Source organism: Salinicoccus sesuvii, from assembly GCF_042648145.1.
Classification (GTDB): domain Bacteria; phylum Bacillota; class Bacilli; order Staphylococcales; family Salinicoccaceae; genus Salinicoccus; species Salinicoccus sesuvii.
Genome location: NZ_JBHRWV010000001.1, coordinates 36,901 through 56,192 on the forward strand (window position 1 = coordinate 36,901; position 19,292 = coordinate 56,192).

The 19,292-nt window shown below is 44.2% G+C and carries 21 protein-coding genes and 8 tRNA genes; 16 read left to right on the top strand and 13 right to left on the bottom strand.

The window, feature by feature from the left end:
- Positions 1-55 precede the first annotated feature (55 nt).
- The 9 genes from ACFOJ8_RS00215 to ACFOJ8_RS00255 all read left to right on the top strand — a co-directional run bounded on the left by ACFOJ8_RS00215 (position 56) and on the right by ACFOJ8_RS00255 (position 2,199).
- A tRNA-Val gene (locus ACFOJ8_RS00215) sits at positions 56-131 on the top strand.
- A 20-nt stretch (positions 132-151) separates the two neighbouring features.
- Positions 152-227: transfer RNA gene (locus tag ACFOJ8_RS00220), tRNA-Thr, on the top strand.
- Between the two features lie 75 nt (positions 228-302).
- Positions 303-389 (top strand) — tRNA-Leu (locus ACFOJ8_RS00225).
- A gap of 23 nt (positions 390-412) precedes the next feature.
- Positions 413-487: transfer RNA gene (locus ACFOJ8_RS00230), tRNA-Gly, on the top strand.
- 40 nt (positions 488-527) lie between these two features.
- Positions 528-601 (top strand) — tRNA-Arg (locus ACFOJ8_RS00235).
- A 12-nt stretch (positions 602-613) separates the two neighbouring features.
- A tRNA-Pro gene (locus ACFOJ8_RS00240) sits at positions 614-687 on the top strand.
- 29 nt (positions 688-716) lie between these two features.
- Positions 717-789: transfer RNA gene (locus ACFOJ8_RS00245), tRNA-Ala, on the top strand.
- 30 nt (positions 790-819) lie between these two features.
- Positions 820-893: transfer RNA gene (locus ACFOJ8_RS00250), tRNA-Ile, on the top strand.
- A gap of 223 nt (positions 894-1,116) precedes the next feature.
- On the top strand, positions 1,117-2,199 hold the full coding sequence (locus tag ACFOJ8_RS00255) for a hypothetical protein (RefSeq protein WP_380651077.1): 1,083 nt from the start codon (positions 1,117-1,119) through the stop codon (positions 2,197-2,199).
- Positions 2,200-2,383: 184 nt separating this feature from the next.
- Here ACFOJ8_RS00255 and pdxR read toward each other — a convergent pair whose 3' ends face one another.
- Positions 2,384-3,739, bottom strand: a complete 1,356-nt coding sequence (gene pdxR / locus ACFOJ8_RS00260) for a MocR-like pyridoxine biosynthesis transcription factor PdxR (protein WP_380651080.1) — start codon at positions 3,737-3,739, stop codon at positions 2,384-2,386.
- 100 nt (positions 3,740-3,839) lie between these two features.
- Here pdxR and pdxS point away from each other — a divergent pair, with 100 nt between their 5' ends.
- Both pdxS and pdxT read left to right on the top strand, forming a co-directional pair.
- On the top strand, positions 3,840-4,724 hold the full coding sequence (gene pdxS, locus ACFOJ8_RS00265; protein ID WP_380651083.1) for a pyridoxal 5'-phosphate synthase lyase subunit PdxS: 885 nt from the start codon (positions 3,840-3,842) through the stop codon (positions 4,722-4,724).
- Complete coding sequence (gene pdxT, locus ACFOJ8_RS00270) at positions 4,724-5,305, top strand: pyridoxal 5'-phosphate synthase glutaminase subunit PdxT (protein WP_380651086.1); 582 nt, start codon at positions 4,724-4,726, stop codon at positions 5,303-5,305. The genes pdxS and pdxT overlap by 1 nt, the downstream gene beginning before the upstream one ends.
- 44 nt (positions 5,306-5,349) lie before the next feature.
- Here the strand turns inward: pdxT and ACFOJ8_RS00275 are convergent, their stop codons facing one another.
- Entirely contained in the window at positions 5,350-6,258 is a 909-nt protein-coding gene (locus ACFOJ8_RS00275) for an SDR family NAD(P)-dependent oxidoreductase (RefSeq protein WP_380651089.1), read from the bottom strand.
- A 168-nt stretch (positions 6,259-6,426) separates the two neighbouring features.
- Between ACFOJ8_RS00275 and ACFOJ8_RS00280 the strand changes: the two genes are divergently transcribed.
- From ACFOJ8_RS00280 to ACFOJ8_RS00295, 4 genes are all read left to right on the top strand, one after another.
- On the top strand, positions 6,427-6,765 hold the full coding sequence (locus tag ACFOJ8_RS00280) for a PadR family transcriptional regulator (protein WP_380651092.1): 339 nt from the start codon (positions 6,427-6,429) through the stop codon (positions 6,763-6,765).
- Positions 6,755-7,528 (top strand): hypothetical protein, encoded by a 774-nt coding sequence (locus tag ACFOJ8_RS00285; RefSeq protein ID WP_380651095.1) that lies wholly within the window; start codon positions 6,755-6,757, stop codon positions 7,526-7,528. The genes ACFOJ8_RS00280 and ACFOJ8_RS00285 overlap by 11 nt, the downstream gene beginning before the upstream one ends.
- A gap of 209 nt (positions 7,529-7,737) precedes the next feature.
- Positions 7,738-9,258 (top strand): MutS-related protein, encoded by a 1,521-nt coding sequence (locus ACFOJ8_RS00290; protein WP_380659866.1) that lies wholly within the window; start codon positions 7,738-7,740, stop codon positions 9,256-9,258.
- A gap of 48 nt (positions 9,259-9,306) precedes the next feature.
- Entirely contained in the window at positions 9,307-10,002 is a 696-nt protein-coding gene (locus tag ACFOJ8_RS00295) for an aspartate/glutamate racemase family protein (protein ID WP_380651101.1), read from the top strand.
- A gap of 60 nt (positions 10,003-10,062) precedes the next feature.
- Here ACFOJ8_RS00295 and ACFOJ8_RS00300 read toward each other — a convergent pair whose 3' ends face one another.
- On the bottom strand, positions 10,063-10,527 hold the full coding sequence (locus ACFOJ8_RS00300; RefSeq protein WP_380651104.1) for a hypothetical protein: 465 nt from the start codon (positions 10,525-10,527) through the stop codon (positions 10,063-10,065).
- Positions 10,520-11,887 carry a PepSY-associated TM helix domain-containing protein gene (locus ACFOJ8_RS00305; protein ID WP_380651107.1) on the bottom strand — a complete coding sequence of 456 codons (1,368 nt, stop codon included), beginning with the start codon at positions 11,885-11,887 and terminating at the stop codon, positions 10,520-10,522. The genes ACFOJ8_RS00300 and ACFOJ8_RS00305 overlap by 8 nt, the downstream gene beginning before the upstream one ends.
- A gap of 152 nt (positions 11,888-12,039) precedes the next feature.
- On the opposite strand from ACFOJ8_RS00305, the gene ACFOJ8_RS00310 reads away from it, so the two are divergent.
- Positions 12,040-12,222, top strand: a complete 183-nt coding sequence (locus ACFOJ8_RS00310; protein ID WP_380651109.1) for a hypothetical protein — start codon at positions 12,040-12,042, stop codon at positions 12,220-12,222.
- 111 nt (positions 12,223-12,333) lie between these two features.
- Here ACFOJ8_RS00310 and hisIE read toward each other — a convergent pair whose 3' ends face one another.
- Genes hisIE through ACFOJ8_RS00355 form a run of 9 tightly spaced genes read right to left on the bottom strand, consistent with a single transcriptional unit; the run spans position 12,334 to position 19,184 of the window.
- Entirely contained in the window at positions 12,334-12,957 is a 624-nt protein-coding gene (hisIE, locus tag ACFOJ8_RS00315) for a bifunctional phosphoribosyl-AMP cyclohydrolase/phosphoribosyl-ATP diphosphatase HisIE (protein ID WP_380651111.1), read from the bottom strand.
- On the bottom strand, positions 12,954-13,718 hold the full coding sequence (hisF, locus tag ACFOJ8_RS00320) for an imidazole glycerol phosphate synthase subunit HisF (RefSeq protein ID WP_380651114.1): 765 nt from the start codon (positions 13,716-13,718) through the stop codon (positions 12,954-12,956). Before hisF ends, hisIE begins: the two co-directional genes overlap by 4 nt.
- The gene (gene hisA, locus ACFOJ8_RS00325) at positions 13,715-14,416 is read right to left on the bottom strand and encodes a 1-(5-phosphoribosyl)-5-[(5-phosphoribosylamino)methylideneamino]imidazole-4-carboxamide isomerase (protein WP_380651117.1); all 702 of its coding nucleotides are present in this window, start codon (positions 14,414-14,416) and stop codon (positions 13,715-13,717) included. Before hisA ends, hisF begins: the two co-directional genes overlap by 4 nt.
- Complete coding sequence (hisH, locus tag ACFOJ8_RS00330) at positions 14,416-14,991, bottom strand: imidazole glycerol phosphate synthase subunit HisH (RefSeq protein WP_380651120.1); 576 nt, start codon at positions 14,989-14,991, stop codon at positions 14,416-14,418. The genes hisA and hisH overlap by 1 nt, the downstream gene beginning before the upstream one ends.
- The gene (hisB, locus tag ACFOJ8_RS00335) at positions 14,988-15,566 is read right to left on the bottom strand and encodes an imidazoleglycerol-phosphate dehydratase HisB (protein ID WP_380651123.1); all 579 of its coding nucleotides are present in this window, start codon (positions 15,564-15,566) and stop codon (positions 14,988-14,990) included. The genes hisH and hisB overlap by 4 nt, the downstream gene beginning before the upstream one ends.
- Positions 15,511-16,545 (bottom strand): pyridoxal phosphate-dependent aminotransferase, encoded by a 1,035-nt coding sequence (locus ACFOJ8_RS00340; protein ID WP_380651126.1) that lies wholly within the window; start codon positions 16,543-16,545, stop codon positions 15,511-15,513. The genes hisB and ACFOJ8_RS00340 overlap by 56 nt, the downstream gene beginning before the upstream one ends.
- A gap of 4 nt (positions 16,546-16,549) precedes the next feature.
- Complete coding sequence (gene hisD, locus ACFOJ8_RS00345) at positions 16,550-17,782, bottom strand: histidinol dehydrogenase (protein ID WP_380651129.1); 1,233 nt, start codon at positions 17,780-17,782, stop codon at positions 16,550-16,552.
- Complete coding sequence (hisG, locus tag ACFOJ8_RS00350; RefSeq protein WP_380651132.1) at positions 17,779-18,384, bottom strand: ATP phosphoribosyltransferase; 606 nt, start codon at positions 18,382-18,384, stop codon at positions 17,779-17,781. The genes hisD and hisG overlap by 4 nt, the downstream gene beginning before the upstream one ends.
- The gene (locus ACFOJ8_RS00355; RefSeq protein WP_380651135.1) at positions 18,381-19,184 is read right to left on the bottom strand and encodes an ATP phosphoribosyltransferase regulatory subunit; all 804 of its coding nucleotides are present in this window, start codon (positions 19,182-19,184) and stop codon (positions 18,381-18,383) included. Before ACFOJ8_RS00355 ends, hisG begins: the two co-directional genes overlap by 4 nt.
- Between the last annotated feature and the right edge of the window lie 108 nt (positions 19,185-19,292).

The following is a 19,292-nucleotide window of genomic DNA, read 5'->3' on the forward strand; positions in this document are numbered from 1 at the left end:
ATGCTGAAATATAGTAATATATATAACAGTCGTTGTTAATCAACTCGACCTTCCAGGAGAATTAGCTCAGCTGGGAGAGCATCTGCCTTACAAGCAGAGGGTCGGCGGTTCGAGCCCGTCATTCTCCACCATTTATAAACTTGTTGATTCAGCCGGTCTAGCTCAATTGGCAGAGCAACTGACTTGTAATCAGTAGGTTGGGGGTTCGATTCCTCTGGCCGGCACCATCTGATTCGATTCGACAATAGCTTGACAAGGCAGTAGTGATCATTCTAGGGGAGATTTCCTCTATATTAATATATGCGGGTGTGGCGGAATTGGCAGACGCGCTAGAATCAGGATCTAGTGCCTTAATCGGCGTGGGGGTTCGAGTCCCTTCACCCGCACCATATATACAATTTTATAATTACATGCGGAAGTAGTTCAGTGGTAGAACATCACCTTGCCAAGGTGGGGGTCGCGGGTTCGAATCCCGTCTTCCGCTCCATTATTTTTTAAGCGGTGGATACCGTTTTTATTTTTTTCATGCGCCCGTAGCTCAATTGGATAGAGCGTTTGACTACGGATCAAGAGGTTAGGGGTTCGACTCCTCTCGGGCGCGCTCAGTAATTCACGGGAAGTAGCTCAGCTTGGTAGAGCACTTGGTTTGGGACCAAGGGGTCGCAGGTTCGAATCCTGTCTTCCCGACTCTTGTTTTAATTTTTTCATCTTACGATGGGGGCTTAGCTCAGCTGGGAGAGCGCCTGCTTTGCACGCAGGAGGTCAGCGGTTCGATCCCGCTAGTCTCCACTTTTTTTATTTTCAATACATATATGATAGGGGCCTATAGCTCAGCTGGTTAGAGCGCACGCCTGATAAGCGTGAGGTCGGTGGTTCGAGTCCACTTAGGCCCACTCAAAAGACATGGAAATATCCATGTCTTTTTTTGTGGAATTTTATATACCGTATCCGGGTAGTATAGTCCGGATAGACTCTAATGCATCAATTAAAACAATCGTCATAAAGCCTAAGTGGGACGTTTAGAACTACGAAGATAGTGAACAATATTAATAAAATAACAGTCAGAAGTATGGACACTGTCATTGTTGTATTACATATAAAGGAATGGGGATTTAGATGAAAATAATAGGTAAAGCAGTCGGTTTAATTTTTTTAGTGTTTTTGCTCAGTAGCTGTCAAAGTTCCGAAAGTGAAGAGAGCGAAGACGTTTCACCTGAGGATGAGGCTGATCAAAGTCAAGTTCAACCTGCTGATGAATCGATAGAGACAGGCGAGGGCAATGATGAAAGTAAAACTGAACAGACCATCAATGATGAAATGGGAGAAAGTGGTGAGGAACAATCAAACAATGAAGATCAGGAGGAATCATCAAGTGAAGAAAATATCGAAACCGCTGGTTCATATTCAGATTTTGATGAATCACCCAACTATTTTGTGGAATCGCACACATATGATTCTGGACACGAGTTTCTAACTGCGTTTCTAATTGATCGTAACGAGGGCTCAGGTATTCAATTTGACGAACGTCTGCATACTTCTCTTATAGAAAGTGACCCTTCAGAACAGAATATTTTCGAGTCATTCTCTGATTTATCAACAAAGTGGCCCACACTTGAAATTTACTTTGATGCTGAAGAGAATGAGTTGTCTACGACGACTGCTCAAACAACACTATTTTACGATTCATTGATAGGAATCAGTGATCTGTATGGAATTGAAGAAATCCAATTTTTCAATGCAGAATCTGAGCAGGACATCACTGTGGCTCAACGGCTGGTCGACGCACCAATAATTGTTAAAGATGAAAGAGGGGAAACACGTGGATACTACACTATCTACGACGCACACTTAGAACAAACACTATTCCTGCCTGGTGGTGTATTGGATGAGAGTATCGTGGATGTTAACGATGAACTGTTGTCTTTCCCGGAAACTATAGAGGCGATGGGCACAGTAGAAAACGAAGCAACGTTTTACGGTTCAGCTATAGTGGAGGGGTTGGAAGTTGTAGATGCTTCATATGAGAATGGTGTCGCATCTGTAGAGTATGTGATGGATGAGACACACGTAACCGAAGCAGACCGTATTGTATTCGAAAGGGCAATCCAACTCGCAGCGCTTGATTTTCATGCATCTGAGCTGTACTTAGTGAATGATACTTTGAAAGAGAATGTCAAGTACCCATTGATTGAGCAATAAAGTGGCGAAGAACAGTAATACACATCGTTTGGACTCAAGATTAAAGGTAGATATAAAAACTAAAAGATGTGCGGGGAGAGTCCAAGACTATTTTACCGCCACTCTTTTAGTTTACATAAAACGAATAGTTCTATATGTACGGAGGTCGCAGACGATTTCCAGTGTGTAGTGATAAAGATTAGCTTTAAGGCGATTTCTTTACTGCGGATGTCTGACAGTCTTTCAGGAAGGCATCAAGTATTTTAATAATTTCCCCAGTGTCTTTTTCTCCGATCCCTATAACTACCGTGTCACTGAGAACTCCGGTCTCGGAATAAACATTACCATGCACCAGATGGTGGCTTCTAGCGAAACTTTCAATGTCAATTCCGGGGATTCTGAGCATAAAATGCATCCCTGTATGGTCTCCATATATTTCTACACCCTCGAATGTTTGAAGCCACTGGGTTACATCTCTCATTTTTTTCCTATAAATCTTCCGCATGCGATTGATATGACGATTCAGATATCCTTGCACCATGAAGTTCGCAACAATATGCTGCATCTGCCTTGGTACGTTGCAAGAAAGTGCATTGTCATAATATTTCTCTGCCAATGCAGCTGGCAGGACCATACAGGCTAACCTCAATGAAGGGTAAAGTGATTTTGAGAAAGTACTCATGTAGATGGTCCGATCATTTTGATCTAACCCTTGAAGGGAAGGGAGAGGTCGACCAGTGTAACGAAATTCACTATCATAATCATCCTCGATGATGTAATGATTTTGACTGCTCGCATGATTCAGAAGCCGAATGCGTTTTTGGAGAGACATCACAGCGCCACTTGGAAATTGGTGCGAAGGTGTAACATGGACAACGGGGTTGTTCAAGGCTTTGACCTGATCAATATCGATGCCATCTTGAAGTACCCTAGCACTGTCCATACCATTATCCAGGCGATCTAATACTTTACGGACTACAGGGTAACCTGGATCTTCGATGGTTACTCTTGGATGTCCAAGTAAATATAATGCCTGCTCCAGTAAGAATTCTGTGGAAGGCCCAATGAATATCTGATCGACTGCACAAGTCACTCCTCGGTTAATACGAAGATACTGTCGAATTTGTTCTTTGAGTACCGTTTCGCCACTGTCATCTCCTTTGTTTAGAAGTTCCGGGATAGTATAAACCTCCCGGGCGATATTTTTGAGAACATCACTCTGAACAAGTGTAGTGTCAATCGTATCAATCGGTAGTGCTTGTTCATTTTGTTTCGGTCTTTTGATCCGGGCAGCCACAGGAGATGCAGTCTGTCTGAGTTGATCAATGGCTGAAACGTAGAACCCACTCTTCTCTCGGCTATAGATCAAGTCCTCATCGAGCAGCAGTTGGTATGCGTGTTCAACAGTCGTTTGGCTGATGGAGAGATCGGCTTGCAACAGACGTTTACTGGGTAGTTTCTTGTTACTATCCAATGTTCCTTCAAGTATCTGTGATTTGAGTGCATTGTATAGTTGCTCGAAAAGTGGAATATCCGATTGGCGATCGAGGGTGATCAGCATAATCTGACCTCCTTAAATTATTATAAACTGACACTTTTAGGTAATCAGATTTATCTCTATACTACGGTATTATAATCTGAAAATAAAGGAGTCTTTTCTAATGCAACAGACAGGCACTGAGAGAGTAAAAAGAGGTATGGCGGAAATGCAAAAGGGTGGCGTCATAATGGATGTCGTGAATGCAGAACAGGCACGCGTCGCTGAAGCTGCAGGAGCAGTGGCAGTGATGGCGCTTGAACGTGTACCATCTGATATCCGGGCAGCAGGCGGTGTAGCCCGGGCTTGTGATCCAAGAATTGTTGAAGACGTAATGAATGCTGTGTCTATTCCTGTCATGGCAAAATGTAGAATTGGTCACATCACGGAGGCTAGAGTACTTGAAGCGATGGGTGTCGACTACATAGACGAGTCAGAAGTACTGACACCAGCGGATGAAGTATTCCATCTCAAAAAAGACGATTACAAAGTGCCATTCGTATGCGGCTGTCGTAATATCGGTGAAGCGGCAAGACGCATCGCGGAAGGTGCATCCATGCTCAGAACGAAAGGGGAACCGGGCACAGGTAACATCGTCGAAGCGGTTAGACATATGCGGATGGTCAATCAGCAAGTACGTCAGATTGTTGTAATGAATGATGATGAACTGATGACTGAAGCGAAGAACCACGGTGCGCCCTATGATATTTTGAAAGAAATCAAGGCACTCGGTAAATTGCCAGTTGTCAACTTTGCAGCAGGTGGAGTCGCAACACCACAGGATGCGGCATTGATGATGGAGCTTGGTGCCGATGGCGTATTCGTCGGATCTGGTGTATTTAAATCGGATAACCCCGAAAAGTTTGCGAAAGCGATTGTCGAAGCAACTACACACTACCAAGATTATGAACTGATCGGCAAACTCGCCAAGGAACTCGGTACAGCCATGAAGGGCCTGGATATCAACCAGCTTTCACTTGAAGAGAGAATGCAGGAGCGTGGCTGGTAATGAAGATTGGCATATTGGCTCTGCAGGGGGCTGTCCGGGAGCACCAGCAGATGGTGGAAGCTTGTGGTGAGGAAGCCGTCCCAGTCAAGAGAGTAGAAACTCTGGCTGAAATCGACGGACTTATTCTCCCTGGCGGAGAGTCTACTGCCATCAGAAGACTGATGGACCGCTACGGTTTTACAGAAGCATTGCGTTCGAGTGAACTGCCGATGTTTGGAACATGTGCTGGTGTCATCCTTTTAGCCAACGAGGTAGTGGGCCAGAAATCAGGTCATCTCAATAAACTGGATATCACGGTGGAAAGAAATTCGTTCGGTAGACAAGTGGACAGCTTCGAAGCTGAACTTATAGTCAAAGGGATTGAGACACGTGCACTCGCAGTATTTATCAGAGCGCCACATATTGCCAGGATCGGAGATGGTGTACAAGTACTTTCTGAAGTCGGTGATAAAATTGTAGCTGTGCGCTCCAAACGTCACCTTGGCATCTCTTTCCATCCAGAATTGACAAACTCCCTCGTGTTCCATCGATATTTCATGGATATGGTGTCAGAAGATATTTCACATAAAATAATCGTATAGAAAAAAACTGCAAAATCTTATTAAAGATTTTGCAGTTTTTCATATTAGTCATCTTTATTTTTCTTATCTGCTTTTATCCGTTCCTTCATACCTGCAGAAGTCTCAGTACCACTTTCCATTGGTTCGTGTAGACTGCCTGAAGTGTAAGGAGCCTCAGGTGCATCTTCAATAACACTTTTGACATGATTGGCATTAAACTTCTCAGTCAGACCTGGCAGCAGACTCTCCGAAATGCCTGTCCCTTTTGTCTTGATGCCCACTTCCACACTCTCCTCGGGTTCATCTATTAAACCGATGATTGCTTTGATGACACTCTCCGGCTTATCCATCGGTTGCATCTGAGCGCGGTGACCGGAATAGTTGCCTGAATGATCGAACCACGGAGTATCAGTCGCCCATGGATGGACGGTGCAGACATGGATGTCGTCATAACCATCTGCTTCCATTTCGCGTTGTAGTGCGTAGCTCAGTGAGGAGACAGCGTGTTTACTTGCACTATAGGTTGTATAGTAGGGGAACGGTACTTTGGCTGCTACGGAACCGATATTGATGATAGTCCCTTTCTTTTGCTGTCTAAAATGCTTCAGTGCCACTTGACTGCCGATCATCGTCCCTAGAACATTGACATCAAGCATGCGCTTCATGTCTTCAACGGGTATTTCAGTATAGGAGCCGATCAATCCAACCCCCGCCATATTAATCCACACATCTATATCCCCGAAATTATCTACAGCAGCATCGTAAAGCTTTTTAACATCTGCTTCCTGACTGATATCCATTGTGACTCCAATGACAGATTCACCCAACTGGTCAGCGAGTTCCTCAATCAGATGCGTGCGACGGGCACCGATGACCACATTCGCCCCTTCTTGGGCAAGTTGTTTTGCTGTTTCCTTGCCAAATCCACTTGAAGCTCCTGCAATAACTACGGTCAGCCCTTCACGATTACTCATATTGTATTCTCCCATCTATAGTAAATATATATCTTTTTCCCTTAATACCCTTAAGTATTCGTTCAACTGATGAATAGATGAAAAGAACTACCTTTTTATATAAGATAGTTGACAACTTGGCCATATCCAACTATATTACATTATAAGATAGTTGGTAGGAGGAAACTTATGACAGTATCGAAACAGATGATGAAAGGTTTGCTGGATGGTGCCATACTCGGGCTGATTGCACAAGGTGAAACCTATGGCTATGAAATTCTGGAAAAGCTGAAAGAAAAGGATTTTCCAGAAATCAGTGATGGCAGTATATACCCAGTACTACTAAGGTTAAGTAAGAAAGGATACGTGAGCACACAGATGAAAACGTCGGATACGGGTGGACCAAAAAGGAAGTACTATTCCATTACTGAAAGTGGTCTTGAGGAACTGGCAGTTTTTAGAGATAAGTGGACTTATCTTAACCACGGAATGAATAATCTGATGAGGAGTGATGAAAATGCTGAGTAAACAATCTGAGAAGTTTCTGCTAGATTTGAGGATCGAATTGATGGTGCGAGGGAAGGACAGTCAAGAGATCGAAGAAATGGAGGAAGAACTGAGAGATCATTTGACTGAAGCCGAGGCGAATGGCGAGAGCGTGGACAGTGTTACAGGTGGTTCTGTAAAAGACTATATACGGTCGATATCAGAAGAACTTTCGTTAGAACCTGGTCTTAAAAAGAAAGGCATGCAGCTTATTCTCTACATTCTCGGACTGTTTACTATACCGAGCCTACTCAGCGGACAGTTCGAGTTGTCGACTTCATTGCTTATATATTATTTTCTTGTGATCCTATTTATGGGCTTTGGCTCACTTTATGTCATTAAAGAGATGATCCTGAAGTATGGCGATAGTAAAAAGACATACATCTACGCTATGTCCTACGGGGCGTTGATATTTGCCGGGATGATCGGTGGACAGTTTATCATTCGCTCAAACCCAGGATTCGTTTTTTACGAAGGGAATCCAAATCTGAACTTTATTATCGGTCTATCGCTCCTTGGTCTCTTCCTGGTCATTACGTTATTTATGAAGAGATGGTTCTTTGCCGTACTCTTACTCTTATTATCTGCACCCGAACTCATAGCGAAATTTGCTACCGACGGCGCTTCGCCGATGAGCGAAAGATATTTGATCATTTCAAGTGTGTCACTTTTCGTCTGTTCTGTAATCATTGTCGGTATTTTGTTGTACATGGGGAAGAAGGAAGATAAGCAGGCTGAAAGGTAAAATAATGGTCTCCTCCAAAAATGGGGGAGGTTTTATTTATTTCTCAATGTAATGTTGGATGGAGTCTTCCAACTTCTGTATAATGTTGGTATATATTATTTTTGGAACAGGTGGTTTTCATACAACCGTTATATTTGATTACTATAGTCGTTGCGTTTACTTTCCTATTATCAATCGGCATGAGCATTTACGAGAAATATAAAATAAAAATGGCAATTAAAACACTATGGTATAGGAAGCGAGCGCTATCTGACACCAACACCCCATATGTCCATTTTCATAACTACTTCGTCAACATTATGGAAAATGAAGTGACGGAGAATAGGAATGTCGTCGATGATCAGACTTGGAGTGATCTCGATGTCGGTCAACTACTCTCCCAAAGTAACTTTACATTTACAACGATTGGTGATGAATTGCTATATGCCACGCTCAGAAATGCGACCGATAAGAGTATGATCGACGAAGTACTAATTGAAAAGGTAAGAACGGATCGCTCATATCGCGAGAAGATTTCATACCAGTTGGCTCAATTGGGGAAATCGGGAAACTCTGATACGAGTAAGTTCATGTACGCATTTAGACCGGAGTCAACACACAATCCAGCATTCATTCTGTTGTCACTGCTCCCCATCATCGGTGTGTTTATGTTCTTCATCCACCCACTTCTATCAATCATGACAGTACTCGGTGGCCTAGGTACTAATTTTTACATATCACAAAAACATAAATCTTCGACCGGTTTCGACTATCCAGACATCTTCCACGCCATCAATATTATCATTGCCGCTGGAAAGATCGATTCAAGATATAATCGTAAAGGATTGAGACGGTTGTCGTTCATCAGTCCGCTTTCAATAACAGACGACAATGCCCGTGAAATGAATTTGGGACTTCAGCTGTTCATTGGACTGAAATCCGCGTTCCTTTTGGACTACCATCTTTATCATGTGATTATTAAATCGTTGAGCAGACACCATGACCTATACGAAGAAAGTTGGCTTTACTTGGCTGGATTGGATGTAAACTATAGTGTGGCGTTATGGCGAGAGACCTTGCCTTACTATACTATTCCGGAAACCAGCAGGACAGCCTCGATTGTAAGTGAAGAAATCTATCATCCATTGCTGACCGAACCGGTGGAAAACGATCTTGAATACGATACTGATATTCTGCTGACAGGTTCGAATGCTGCCGGGAAATCCACATTTATGAAGGCAATGGGCCTCAATGTCATCACAAGCAACGGTCTTAATACATCTACTAGCGCACGTTTCAAGTACAAACCTGGCAAAGTAATATCCTCGATGGACATCACAGATAGTGTCATCGAAGGCGACAGCTATTTTATTAGTGAAATAAAATCGTTGAAGCGCATCATGGAGGAAGTGGAAGATTTTGAAGGAAACATCTACTGCATCATCGATGAAATCTTCAAAGGGACCAACACAGTGGAGAGGGTTGCAGCAGCAGAGACGGTACTGCGCTATCTGAACCAAAGAGAAAATGTCTTCGTTATTGCAGCAACGCATGATATGGAACTGACTGAGCTGCTGAGAGATAAGTATGCATTCTATCACTTCAGGGAACATCTTGAAGGTGACGATATCTACTTCGACTACAAACTTCTAAAAGGAGTGGCCTCGACTTCCAATGCCATCGAACTGCTCAGGCTCTATGAGTTCCCCGATGAAGTCTATCAGGAGGCGAAGCGTAAAGTAGAGGAGTAGGAAAGCAGCATCAGCAAGTCTGTTAGGAATATATATGGAGGTATTATGATGAAAGTAATCGGTTTAATTGGCGGAATGAGTTGGGAATCGTCAGTAGAGTACTATCGACTTATCAATGAAGAGGTCAGACATCGCTTGGGCGGATTACATTCGGCCAAGTGTCTACTTTATAGTGTAGACTTTGAAGAAATAGAACGATGTCAGGCATTAGGGGAGTGGCAGCAGGCAGGACATATACTCGCAGATGCAGCAGAGTCTCTTGAGCAAGGTGGTGCTGATTTCATTGTCATCTGTACCAACACAATGCATAAGGTCATAGATGAGATTGAATCAAGAGTGGGTATTCCTGTACTCCATATCGCAGACGCTACTGCGACACAAATCAATTCACATGGCGTAACTTCAGTCGGACTGCTAGGGACACGGTATACGATGGAACAGGACTTTTATAAGCAACGTCTGATATCCAGTGGTATCGATGTGGTCATCCCCGAAGAAGCAGAGCGTGCGACTATAAATGAGGTTATATTTGAAGAGCTGTGTATGGGAAAAATAGAACAAGCGTCCCGAGAGTACTACAAGCAAGTGATTGAAAATCTTATTGAAGCAGGTGCTGAGGGAATCATACTAGGATGTACTGAAATTGGTCTACTGGTAAAACCGGAAGACGCAACCGTTCCAATCTTTGATACAACTTATATCCATGCAGTAGAAGCGGTGGAATGGGCATTGAAAGAAAAATAAAAAGTTTTTCGTTCTTCAGTAAAGAAGAACGAAAAACTTTTTATTTTGAAGTGTGTTCTGCTAATGATGACCGCTCTCATGATCTTCATTATTAGGAAGTATTTCTTCGAGCAGTGCATGTTCCTGCGAGTCAAGTTCTCCGACTATAAAGTACGCGGTGGGTACCGCCTTCAAGTCTCCTGCTGATATGTTGGCTTTGGCAAAATAGAGACCAGGGACATCGGTCTCGATATTCGTTATATAGACGCCGTCCTCCCTTTGAGAAACGGGATAGTTCTCACTTGTCGAGGCACCTTCGACCGCACGCCATACTTCTAGGTCGATTTCTGCACCGTCGATTGTTTTTTCTCCGTCACGAATCTCGATGAAAACGGGTTGACTTTCTTTTTTTTCAGAAATTCCACTTGTATCTAGAGTAATGGATATGTCGGGAATCTCTGTATACATATCGTGAGTCTCTCTATCAACGCTACTACAAGCAGCTAGAAGGGCTGCAATGAATATTGCAAACAATAGCCTATACATCATCAGACCTCCGATTTTCTTTGACATTCAACCATTTCCTCAGCTTTCGGCTTCTTTGTACAATGAGCAAATCCATCAGGAACACTGCAATCAAGGAAATGCCGACAAGCGGGAAGACCAGCGCCAGTACCATTAGAATAAGGAAAGGGACTTTGTGATTGATCAATCTGTCTGATGCAGGTGCACCAGTGCTGTTTTTCGGCTTTCTTCTGAGCCACATCCAAAAACCAGTGATAACCATGGTAATGAGTCCAAGACAAATAACAAGTCCGAAAAGCTGATTGATCCACCCGAACTGGAGCCCTTTATGGATAGTGATGCCAAGTGCCATGATTTTTCCAATGATACCGTAATCTTCGAATCGATAGTCTGCGAGTATAACGCCACTATATTGGTCGATATGGACAGTTGCCTCATCTTGGGCCCGATCTGGGAAAGTCGATAAAGTAAAAACACCTTCCTCGCTATCAGGATAGAAGACGTCGTATGTGGGATGGACTTCGATCGCCTCAGCTTTCTCGACGATATCGTTGATTGAGACGGGAATGCGTCCTGTTAGTCTTTCAGAGGTCGGTGCAGGTAGGTTTTCCGCTGCCCAGGAAACATCTGCCACCTCTTCGGTTTTAATATCGGACTCAGGAGCTGGACCCACCCAGATTGATGGAGGATAGCCAGCACCACTCATGGTCGTGAGGTTCTGCACACCATTTCCCCAGAATCCAGTCCAGAGCAAACCGGTCAAGAGAAAGAATATCAATCCGCCAGACCACCAGAATCCGGTCACAGCGTGGAGATCGCGTATCAAGATTTTCTTCCCCTGCCTTAAACGAGGAATCAGTATTCCTCCGAAATCTTTTGATTTTCTTGGAAACCAGAGGTATAGGCCCGTGATGATCATGATGATCGTCCAGCATGCGGCAAGCTCGACTATTCTGTCTCCGGCCGTCCCTGCCATAAGTTCGCCGTGAATCTTCTCTACGATATCCATCGCGCGCTTGCCGTCATCGAGAACCCCGAGTACTGCGCCGTCATAAGGATCGATGAAGACTGTATAAGAAGTACCATCGTCTGCGGTAATTCCGACTTCAGCAGAACGTTCCGGATCTTCTCCTGGGCGATAGCGAGTGACACTGCCCTCTACCTCGTTCTGTGCAATATCCACTTGATCTTCTGGAGTAATCGCATTTCCTACCGCTTCAACGTGATGATAATCCTTATATAAAACGGCTTCTATATCATATTTGAATAGATAGACCGCGCCGGTAAATGAAAGAACCAGCAATATTGGTGTAATGATAATTCCTGCATATAAATGCCATCGCCAGATGGTGGCATAGCGGTTCTTATTGGGCTGCTTCAATTCATTTCCTCCTTAAGTAGCTAAATTTGTAAATAATTTGTTTCGACGACATTGGCTTTTATATCCAGTTAGAATATAATTGAACATTCAAGGAATGACGGAGAAATTCTGATTAATTTTGCAATCGCTCATTATATATACGCATTTTTTGAATGAATGGATCAGTTATTTTGATCGTTGAGATTACTGAACTCTTTAATGACAGTATTAGTCCCGTGCTATCTGTTGCCACCATGTTCATATTCGCGATTGCGTTCTTTAGTATTATACTGGGTGTTGGATTATTCAATTCGCTGATCGCCTGCATTGTGAAACTTTCCATGGGAATCATCTGAAAGCTTTTTGTGAAGGATAAAAAATGGACGTTCCAGCTACCTAAGATAGCTGGAACGTCCATTTTTATTAAGATGAGGAAAGAAGAGCAAAATTAACCCTGACCACCTACTCTACCATTCTTCAATGTTTCCGCGAACCTTGTATGAAAGGTTTTGTCCATGTCTTATTTCGAGATTGTCTTCCACTTCTTTCAATGAAACATCCTGTTGCTTTAACAGAACGAGCATATGGTAGAAAAGATCGCTTGTTTCGTTTACAAGCTCCTGTCGATCATTGTTTTTGGCGGCAATGACAACTTCGGTCATTTCTTCACCACATTTTTTAAGAATTTTATCGAGGCCTTCTTCTGTAAGATAACTTGTGTAAGAGCCTTCTTGCGGATAGTCCACTTTTTGGTCGACAATCTTGCTGAGTGTCTGTAAGTTGAAGTGATCATCACCAAAGCAGCTCTGTGTGCCAAGGTGGCATGTTGGTCCTTGTGGATCCACCTGGATGAGTAGTGCATCAGCATCGCAGTCGAGCGCCATGCTCTTGACGATCTGGATGTGGCCACTGGTTTCCCCTTTTTTCCACAGCCGTTCTTTGGAGCGGGAGTAAAACCATACAACGTTGTCTTGGAGCGTCTTCTCGTAAGCTTCTTCATTCATGAAGCCGTTCATCAGAACCTGGCCGGTACTACTGTCCTGCAAGATGACGGATAGCAGGCCATCGGCTTTGTCAAAATTCGGTCTCATATAAATCTCACCTCGATTCCTGATTGGTTAAGGGTTCTTTTCAAATCCTCGATTTCTACTTCCTTGTTGTGGAAGATGGAAGCGGCGAGTCCAGCGGAGACGCCAGTTTTCTCGAAGAGCGCTTTAAAATGGAGTGCATTGCCGGCACCGCCGCTTGCGATAATTGGAATATCCACCATTTGATTTGCACGCGCGAGAAAGTCGATGTCAAAGCCCTGCTTAACGCCGTCATGATCCATGCTTGTAATCAGGAATTCTCCGGCACCGAGTGCGGCACACTGCTCAATCCATTTAAAAGCACGAATTTCCGTCTTTTTTGAACCTCCATGGGTATGCACGAAGTAATCTGCTGCCTCGCCATCATACTTTACATCGATTGCGACACATATGCACTGACTACCGAATACTTCACTGGCTTCACGGATTAATTGCGGATTTCTGATGGCCGCCGAATTGACACTGACCTTATCGGCACCTGCATTTAAAAGCTGACGGATATCATCGACAGTCGAGATGCCTCCACCGATTGTCAGTGGAATGAATAGGGCTTTGGCAGTTGCGCGAATGACATCGATCATCAGCTCGTGTCCGTTTTGGGTCTTCGATATATCTAAGAAGACGAGTTCATCTGCCCCTTCTTCATTATATCGAGTGGCCAGTTCCACAGGATCGCCGACGTCTCTAAGGCCGACAAAGTTGACTCCTTTAACGACACGGCCTTCTTTGACATCAAGGCAAGGAATGATCCGCTTTTTAATCATTTAATCCCCCTCCAGAAATCATCGCTGTGACTGGCCTTGCCGACAATAGCCTGAGTGACACCCATTGACTCCAGTTGATCCAGATCTTCTTTATTCCTGATGCCGCCACTTGCGATGACAGTGTGACGCGTCAAATCATTGATGCGCTTGGTATTATCGAAGTTCGGTCCTTGGTTCATGCCATCCTTATTGATATCGGTATAGATAATGCCGGCAACATCAAGATTTTCGATCTTTTGAACGAAGTCATCGATCACGATACCACTGTTTTCAGTCCAGCCGTTGATGTAGATGTCATTCTCTCTAGCATCAACACCAACAAAAATGCGTCCTGGAAATTTTGTGACCACTGTTTTCAGCCACTCAAAGTCCGTGATGGCCCGAGTACCAAGAATGAAGTAGTCGATCCCAATGGCGTCGTATTTTTCAAGTGTTTCGGTATTTCTCAGCCCACCGCCAATTTGCAGGGGGAGTGTTGTTTTTTTCTTCAGTTCCTGTATCACGGTTGATTCCTGCGCATCCTGCTTCAATGCACCCATCAGGTCGACGATATGGATGCGTGCAACTTGCTCGAAGCTGCTGTAGAAGGCGATTGCTTCCTCGGGTGTACGCTTCATTGATGTTTTTTTCTCGTAATCACCTTGGGTCAGACGAACATTCTGACCGTCGATGATGTCAATTGCTGGAATGATGTTCATTATAGTCCTCCTTCGATGGCCAGTTTTAACATATCCACTCCAAGGTCCCCGGACTTTTCCGGGTGAAACTGGATACCGATGATATTATCTTTTTTAACGACTGCGGGTATGGTTACGCCGTACTCTGCTGTGGCGACGGCTGTTTCCGTGCTTTCGGCCATGAAACTGTGGACGAAATAGACATCTTTGCTGTCCAGTTGAGGATTCTGGCTGCTCAGTGTATTCCAACCAAGATGTGGAACAGGATGAGGCGTTTCCATGCGGATGATTCTACCCGGCAGTAAACCGAGCCCTTTTGCATTCCCTTCCTCGCTTTCTTCAAAGAGTAGCTGCATGCCGAGGCAGATGCCGATGAAACGCTTCGTTTCAGCAAGTGCTAACAGGTCCTCTTTGATGTCTAAACGTCCGATAGTTTCCATGGCATTGCCAAAATGGCCAACACCCGGCAGAAGGATGACATCGCAATGCTTCAGATCTTCATATTTACTCGAAAGTATATATTCGTAGCCAAGTTTCTCCAGTGCATTTTTAATATTTTGTATATTACCAAGGGAGTAGTCTATGATACCAATCATTCTATGACACCCTTTGATGAAGGCACGCCTATATTATTTGCTGTAAGTGCATCCTTTAGACTTCTGGCAAAGGCTTTGAAGATGGCTTCAATCTCGTGATGAGTATTGCCGCCTTTGAGCAGATCGATATGCAATGTCATCCGACTATTCATACTCACTGCATTGAAGAATTCCAGAACCAGCTCCGTATCGAAGGTGCCGACCTTCTCTTTTGAGAAGTGAGCCTGGAAGTTGAGGTGTGGCCGACCGGAAAGATCGAGCACGACTCGAGCCAAGGATTCGTCCATCGGTATATAGGTGGTGCCGTACCGCTGATAGGATGCTTTCTCGGTATAGAGTTCGCGGATCATCTGACCAAGTATGATACCGACATCTTCGACAGTATGATGGTCATCGACTTCGAGGTCACCGTCAGCTTCAACATTGAGGTAGATACCGGAGTGGAAGCTAAATAGTGTCAGCATATGGTCGAAGAAACCGACACCTGTAGAGAGGACGGAATCGTCTGGTGACCGCTCGTCATCCAGTGATATGGATATTTTCGTTTCCTTCGTCTTGCGTTCCTTTTGAATCATATTGATCGCTCCATTCCTTAATTAGTTGGTTAAAAGATCCATAGTCCTCGAGTCCGATGATTGAATATCTAACAGCATTCTCAAGTGGCGGTTCATCATATATTCTCGCTTGGTAGCCATGCGTCTTCAAGTAATCGGCGAGGTGCCGAGCGTTTTCGCCGTATGTCAGGACGAAGTTTGTGTTTGAATCAATTATATTTATTTTGTCAGCTACCTGCCTAAGTGATGCAACCAAGTGCTCTTTTGAATCGAGTTGATAACGGATGAAGTCATCGAGTGCAGACTGCTCTGTGAAGATTTTACTGGCCAGATTCAGAGACAGCGAGTTGACTGGATAAGGGTGATTGAGGCGCGTGATCTTTTTGAAAGTCTCCTCTTGAGCAATCGCAATGCCAATTCTGAGTCCTGCTACACCGAACATTTTACTGAGTGTCCGGATGATCAGCACATGTTCGCCAACAGGTCTTTTATATGCAGGTCCAAATTCGAAGTAAGCTTCATCAAGAACAAGATACCCACCGACTGCTTCCATTGCGTCAGCCAGTGACTGAAGTTCTTTTGCTTTGAACATCTGTCCGGTCGGGTTGTGAGGCACCGATATCAAAAATAGAGAAGGGTGGTGTCGTTCGACGGCCTTGATGACCTGTTCGAAGTCGAAAGTGAAGTGTGCGTCGCATGCAACCGTGTAAACAGGAACATCAATTTGATTGGCATATTCATGGTACATGACGAAATCTGGATCGAGTGTCATAACACCGTTTTGGCCCAGTGTCATAATCGCCTTCTGGATCCATTCGTCGGAACCGTTGGCGACTTCGAGTATTGTTTTATCGATGTTGTAATAGTCTGCATATAATTGTTTAAAGGTATCTATTTCATCTCCCGGATACTCATGGATGCGGGTCGCTTTGATGACTTCAGCAATGGCATTGTCATCAAGTGGGGAAATCGGGCTGGTATTGCGGTCCATACTGATCATGTCATCACTCCGTCCGAATGTTTAGAGATTGATAATGAGCATCTAGCTGTTCTCGTCTGGCAATGGTTTTCGCTGGTTCGACAATGTCTTCATAAGTAGTTTTCTCGAGTGAAATCACGGCATGGCTTGTCAGGAAGTCATTGACGTTAAGTCCATGACTGAAGCGGCCAGTCTTGTCTGTCGGGAGTACATGGGATGGGCCCGCTGCATAGTCACCGATGGCTTCAGGTGAGTAGTACCCATTGAAGACGGCTCCGGCGTATTTGATATTGCGAATGATTCGGTCCGCATCTCGATGCTGTATAGAAACATGTTCTGGCGCAATGTGATTAATCATACTGATGAGTGCTTCCTGTGAGTCGACGACAGCGTAGTGGTTGTCTTTTATGGAAGCTCTGATGATGCTACTACGTGGCTGATTAGCCAGCATCTGTTCGAGACGTTCTTCTATCTTTTTTATGATCGATTCATCTTCACTAATCAGGAACGTGCGTGCGTTTGCGTCGTGTTCGGCTTGAGCGAATAGATCGTAGACAATGGCGTCGATGTGGGCGTCCTGGTCGACATAGATCAAAATCTCGCTTGGGCCGGCAATCATGTCGATGCCAACTTCACCAAAAAGTAATCTCTTAGCCAGGGCAACATAGTAGTTGCCGGGTCCGACGATTTTATCGACTTTTGGGACCGTTTGCGTACCATAGGCCAAAGCAGCAATCGCTTGGGCACCACCGACTTTATAAACATTCTCGATACCACAGATATATAGTGCAGCGAAGGTGATATTATTTTCCTCGAAAGTGGGTGTAACGACATGAATCTCTTTGACGCCCGCAACGAGTGCCGGTACGACCGTCATCAATACGCTTGAAGGATAGAGGGCAGTTCCTCCAGGAACATAGACGCCAATCTTTTCAAGTGGGTGGTAGACGTACCGGAATTCGCCGTGATCCATGTCCGTATACTTTATACTTTTTTGGTAGTGTTCTATACGTCGCTTGATGGTCTCGAGCGCTTCGCGCTCTTCACTAGAAATGGCATCATAACTGTCCTTTAGTGCTGCTTTGTCCACTTTAAAAGTGTCGAGTGTCTGATTGTCGAACTGGGCCGTATAGTCATGCAGTGCCCGGTCACCATCGCTCCGGACATGTTCTATGATCTCCATCACATCTTTGTAGTCATCAAATCCTGCAGAACCGCGTTGTGCGTCAAAAGTTGATATGAACGATGCGACATTCATTCGATCACCCCGATTTCTTTAATAAAACTATAAATTTCGTCCTCTTTTGTGTAGAAAGTTCGCTTGTTGGCAATCAATCTAGCATGAACTTCCATGATTTCTTCGTGTTCGACGAGTCCATTGTCCCGAAGTGTACTGCCGGTCTGGACGATATCGACGATACCATCAGATAGACCGAGTAGTGGCGCCAATTCCACCGAACCGTTCAGGTGGATCAGTGAGACATCCTGTCTTTTGTTTTTGAAGTGCGTTTGAGCAATGTTCATATACTTTGTCGCAATGACTTTGAACTCCTGCTGATCGGGGAGTGCGGCGACTGAGAAATGACATTCACCGAATGGCAGCTGGGAAACGTTTAGTATGTTGAACGTCTCCTCAGTGATGATGTCAGAGCCAACAATTCCGAGATCCGCGACACCACTCTCCACATAAGTCGGTACATCTGGACCCTTGGCGAAAATGAATTTTACGTTATCGACGACAGTATATAGGGAGCGCGTCTCTTCTTCGAGCGCTTCATTGTAGACAGTTAATCCATTCCCATTCATGTATTTCAGGAAATCTTTGAAAAGACGTCCTTTTGTCAGTGCCACTGTAATCATAGCAATCCTCCATTAGATAGATTCACCGCAATGCCGAATGCGCTGCTGTTGTATTCCCCTCCACTGAGAAGTGGGTAATCATGGTTCAGAAAAGCTTGGAAATAGAAACCATTGTAGTAGGACTGGGGAGAACGAAACGACAGGTCGAGTATAAATTTCATATCGTATTTCTCAAGCAGCTGCTTAAGTTCTTCAATAAAGCGCATGATATCACTATCTCCAAATTCAGCATTCACCAAATCAATCTGGTCACTTACCTTCGCCGTCAGTAGAGTATAGAGAGAGTGGCTGCCGCCAAGGCGCTTCTTTATTTCCGACAGATTCTTCTCGTGGACGAGCGTACGAATATCGTCTTCAAGTCCATATTTTTCAATATAGAGGTCAAGTAGCGTATCATCATTGACGACGATAGACTGGAATTTCTCATCATATCTTTCTGTAACGAAGGACAGGTGCATATCAATGCTTGAAAATACTTCTTCATTAGACGGGCTATACAATTCGACACCTGCCTGGTGGAAGGTTTCGTAGTTTCTCACTACCGGTCCAAAGTAGCCGAAGAAGCGATCATCAAGGGTATAGTTTTCATTGTAGTTTAAAAGCGAGCGCGTCCAGTCACTACGGATGGAGAAAAGTTGCTCATTTTTCTCGAAGATAATGGTAGAAGAATGATGCCGTTTATCGTCGATATTGAACGGTTCTACCATATTCATATCGACAAGCTGATAGTTCTCATCAGCAAGCAGTTGTGTGTAGTCCTGTGCGAATTTCAACCTTCGGATGATCAGTTCATTTTTCATGCGACATCTCCTTTAATACTTTAGCGTGATAAAGAATAATCAATAAATTAGATAATAGCAAAATACACTGATAATGACAAGGCATTTGATGAAATTATGTTTAACACT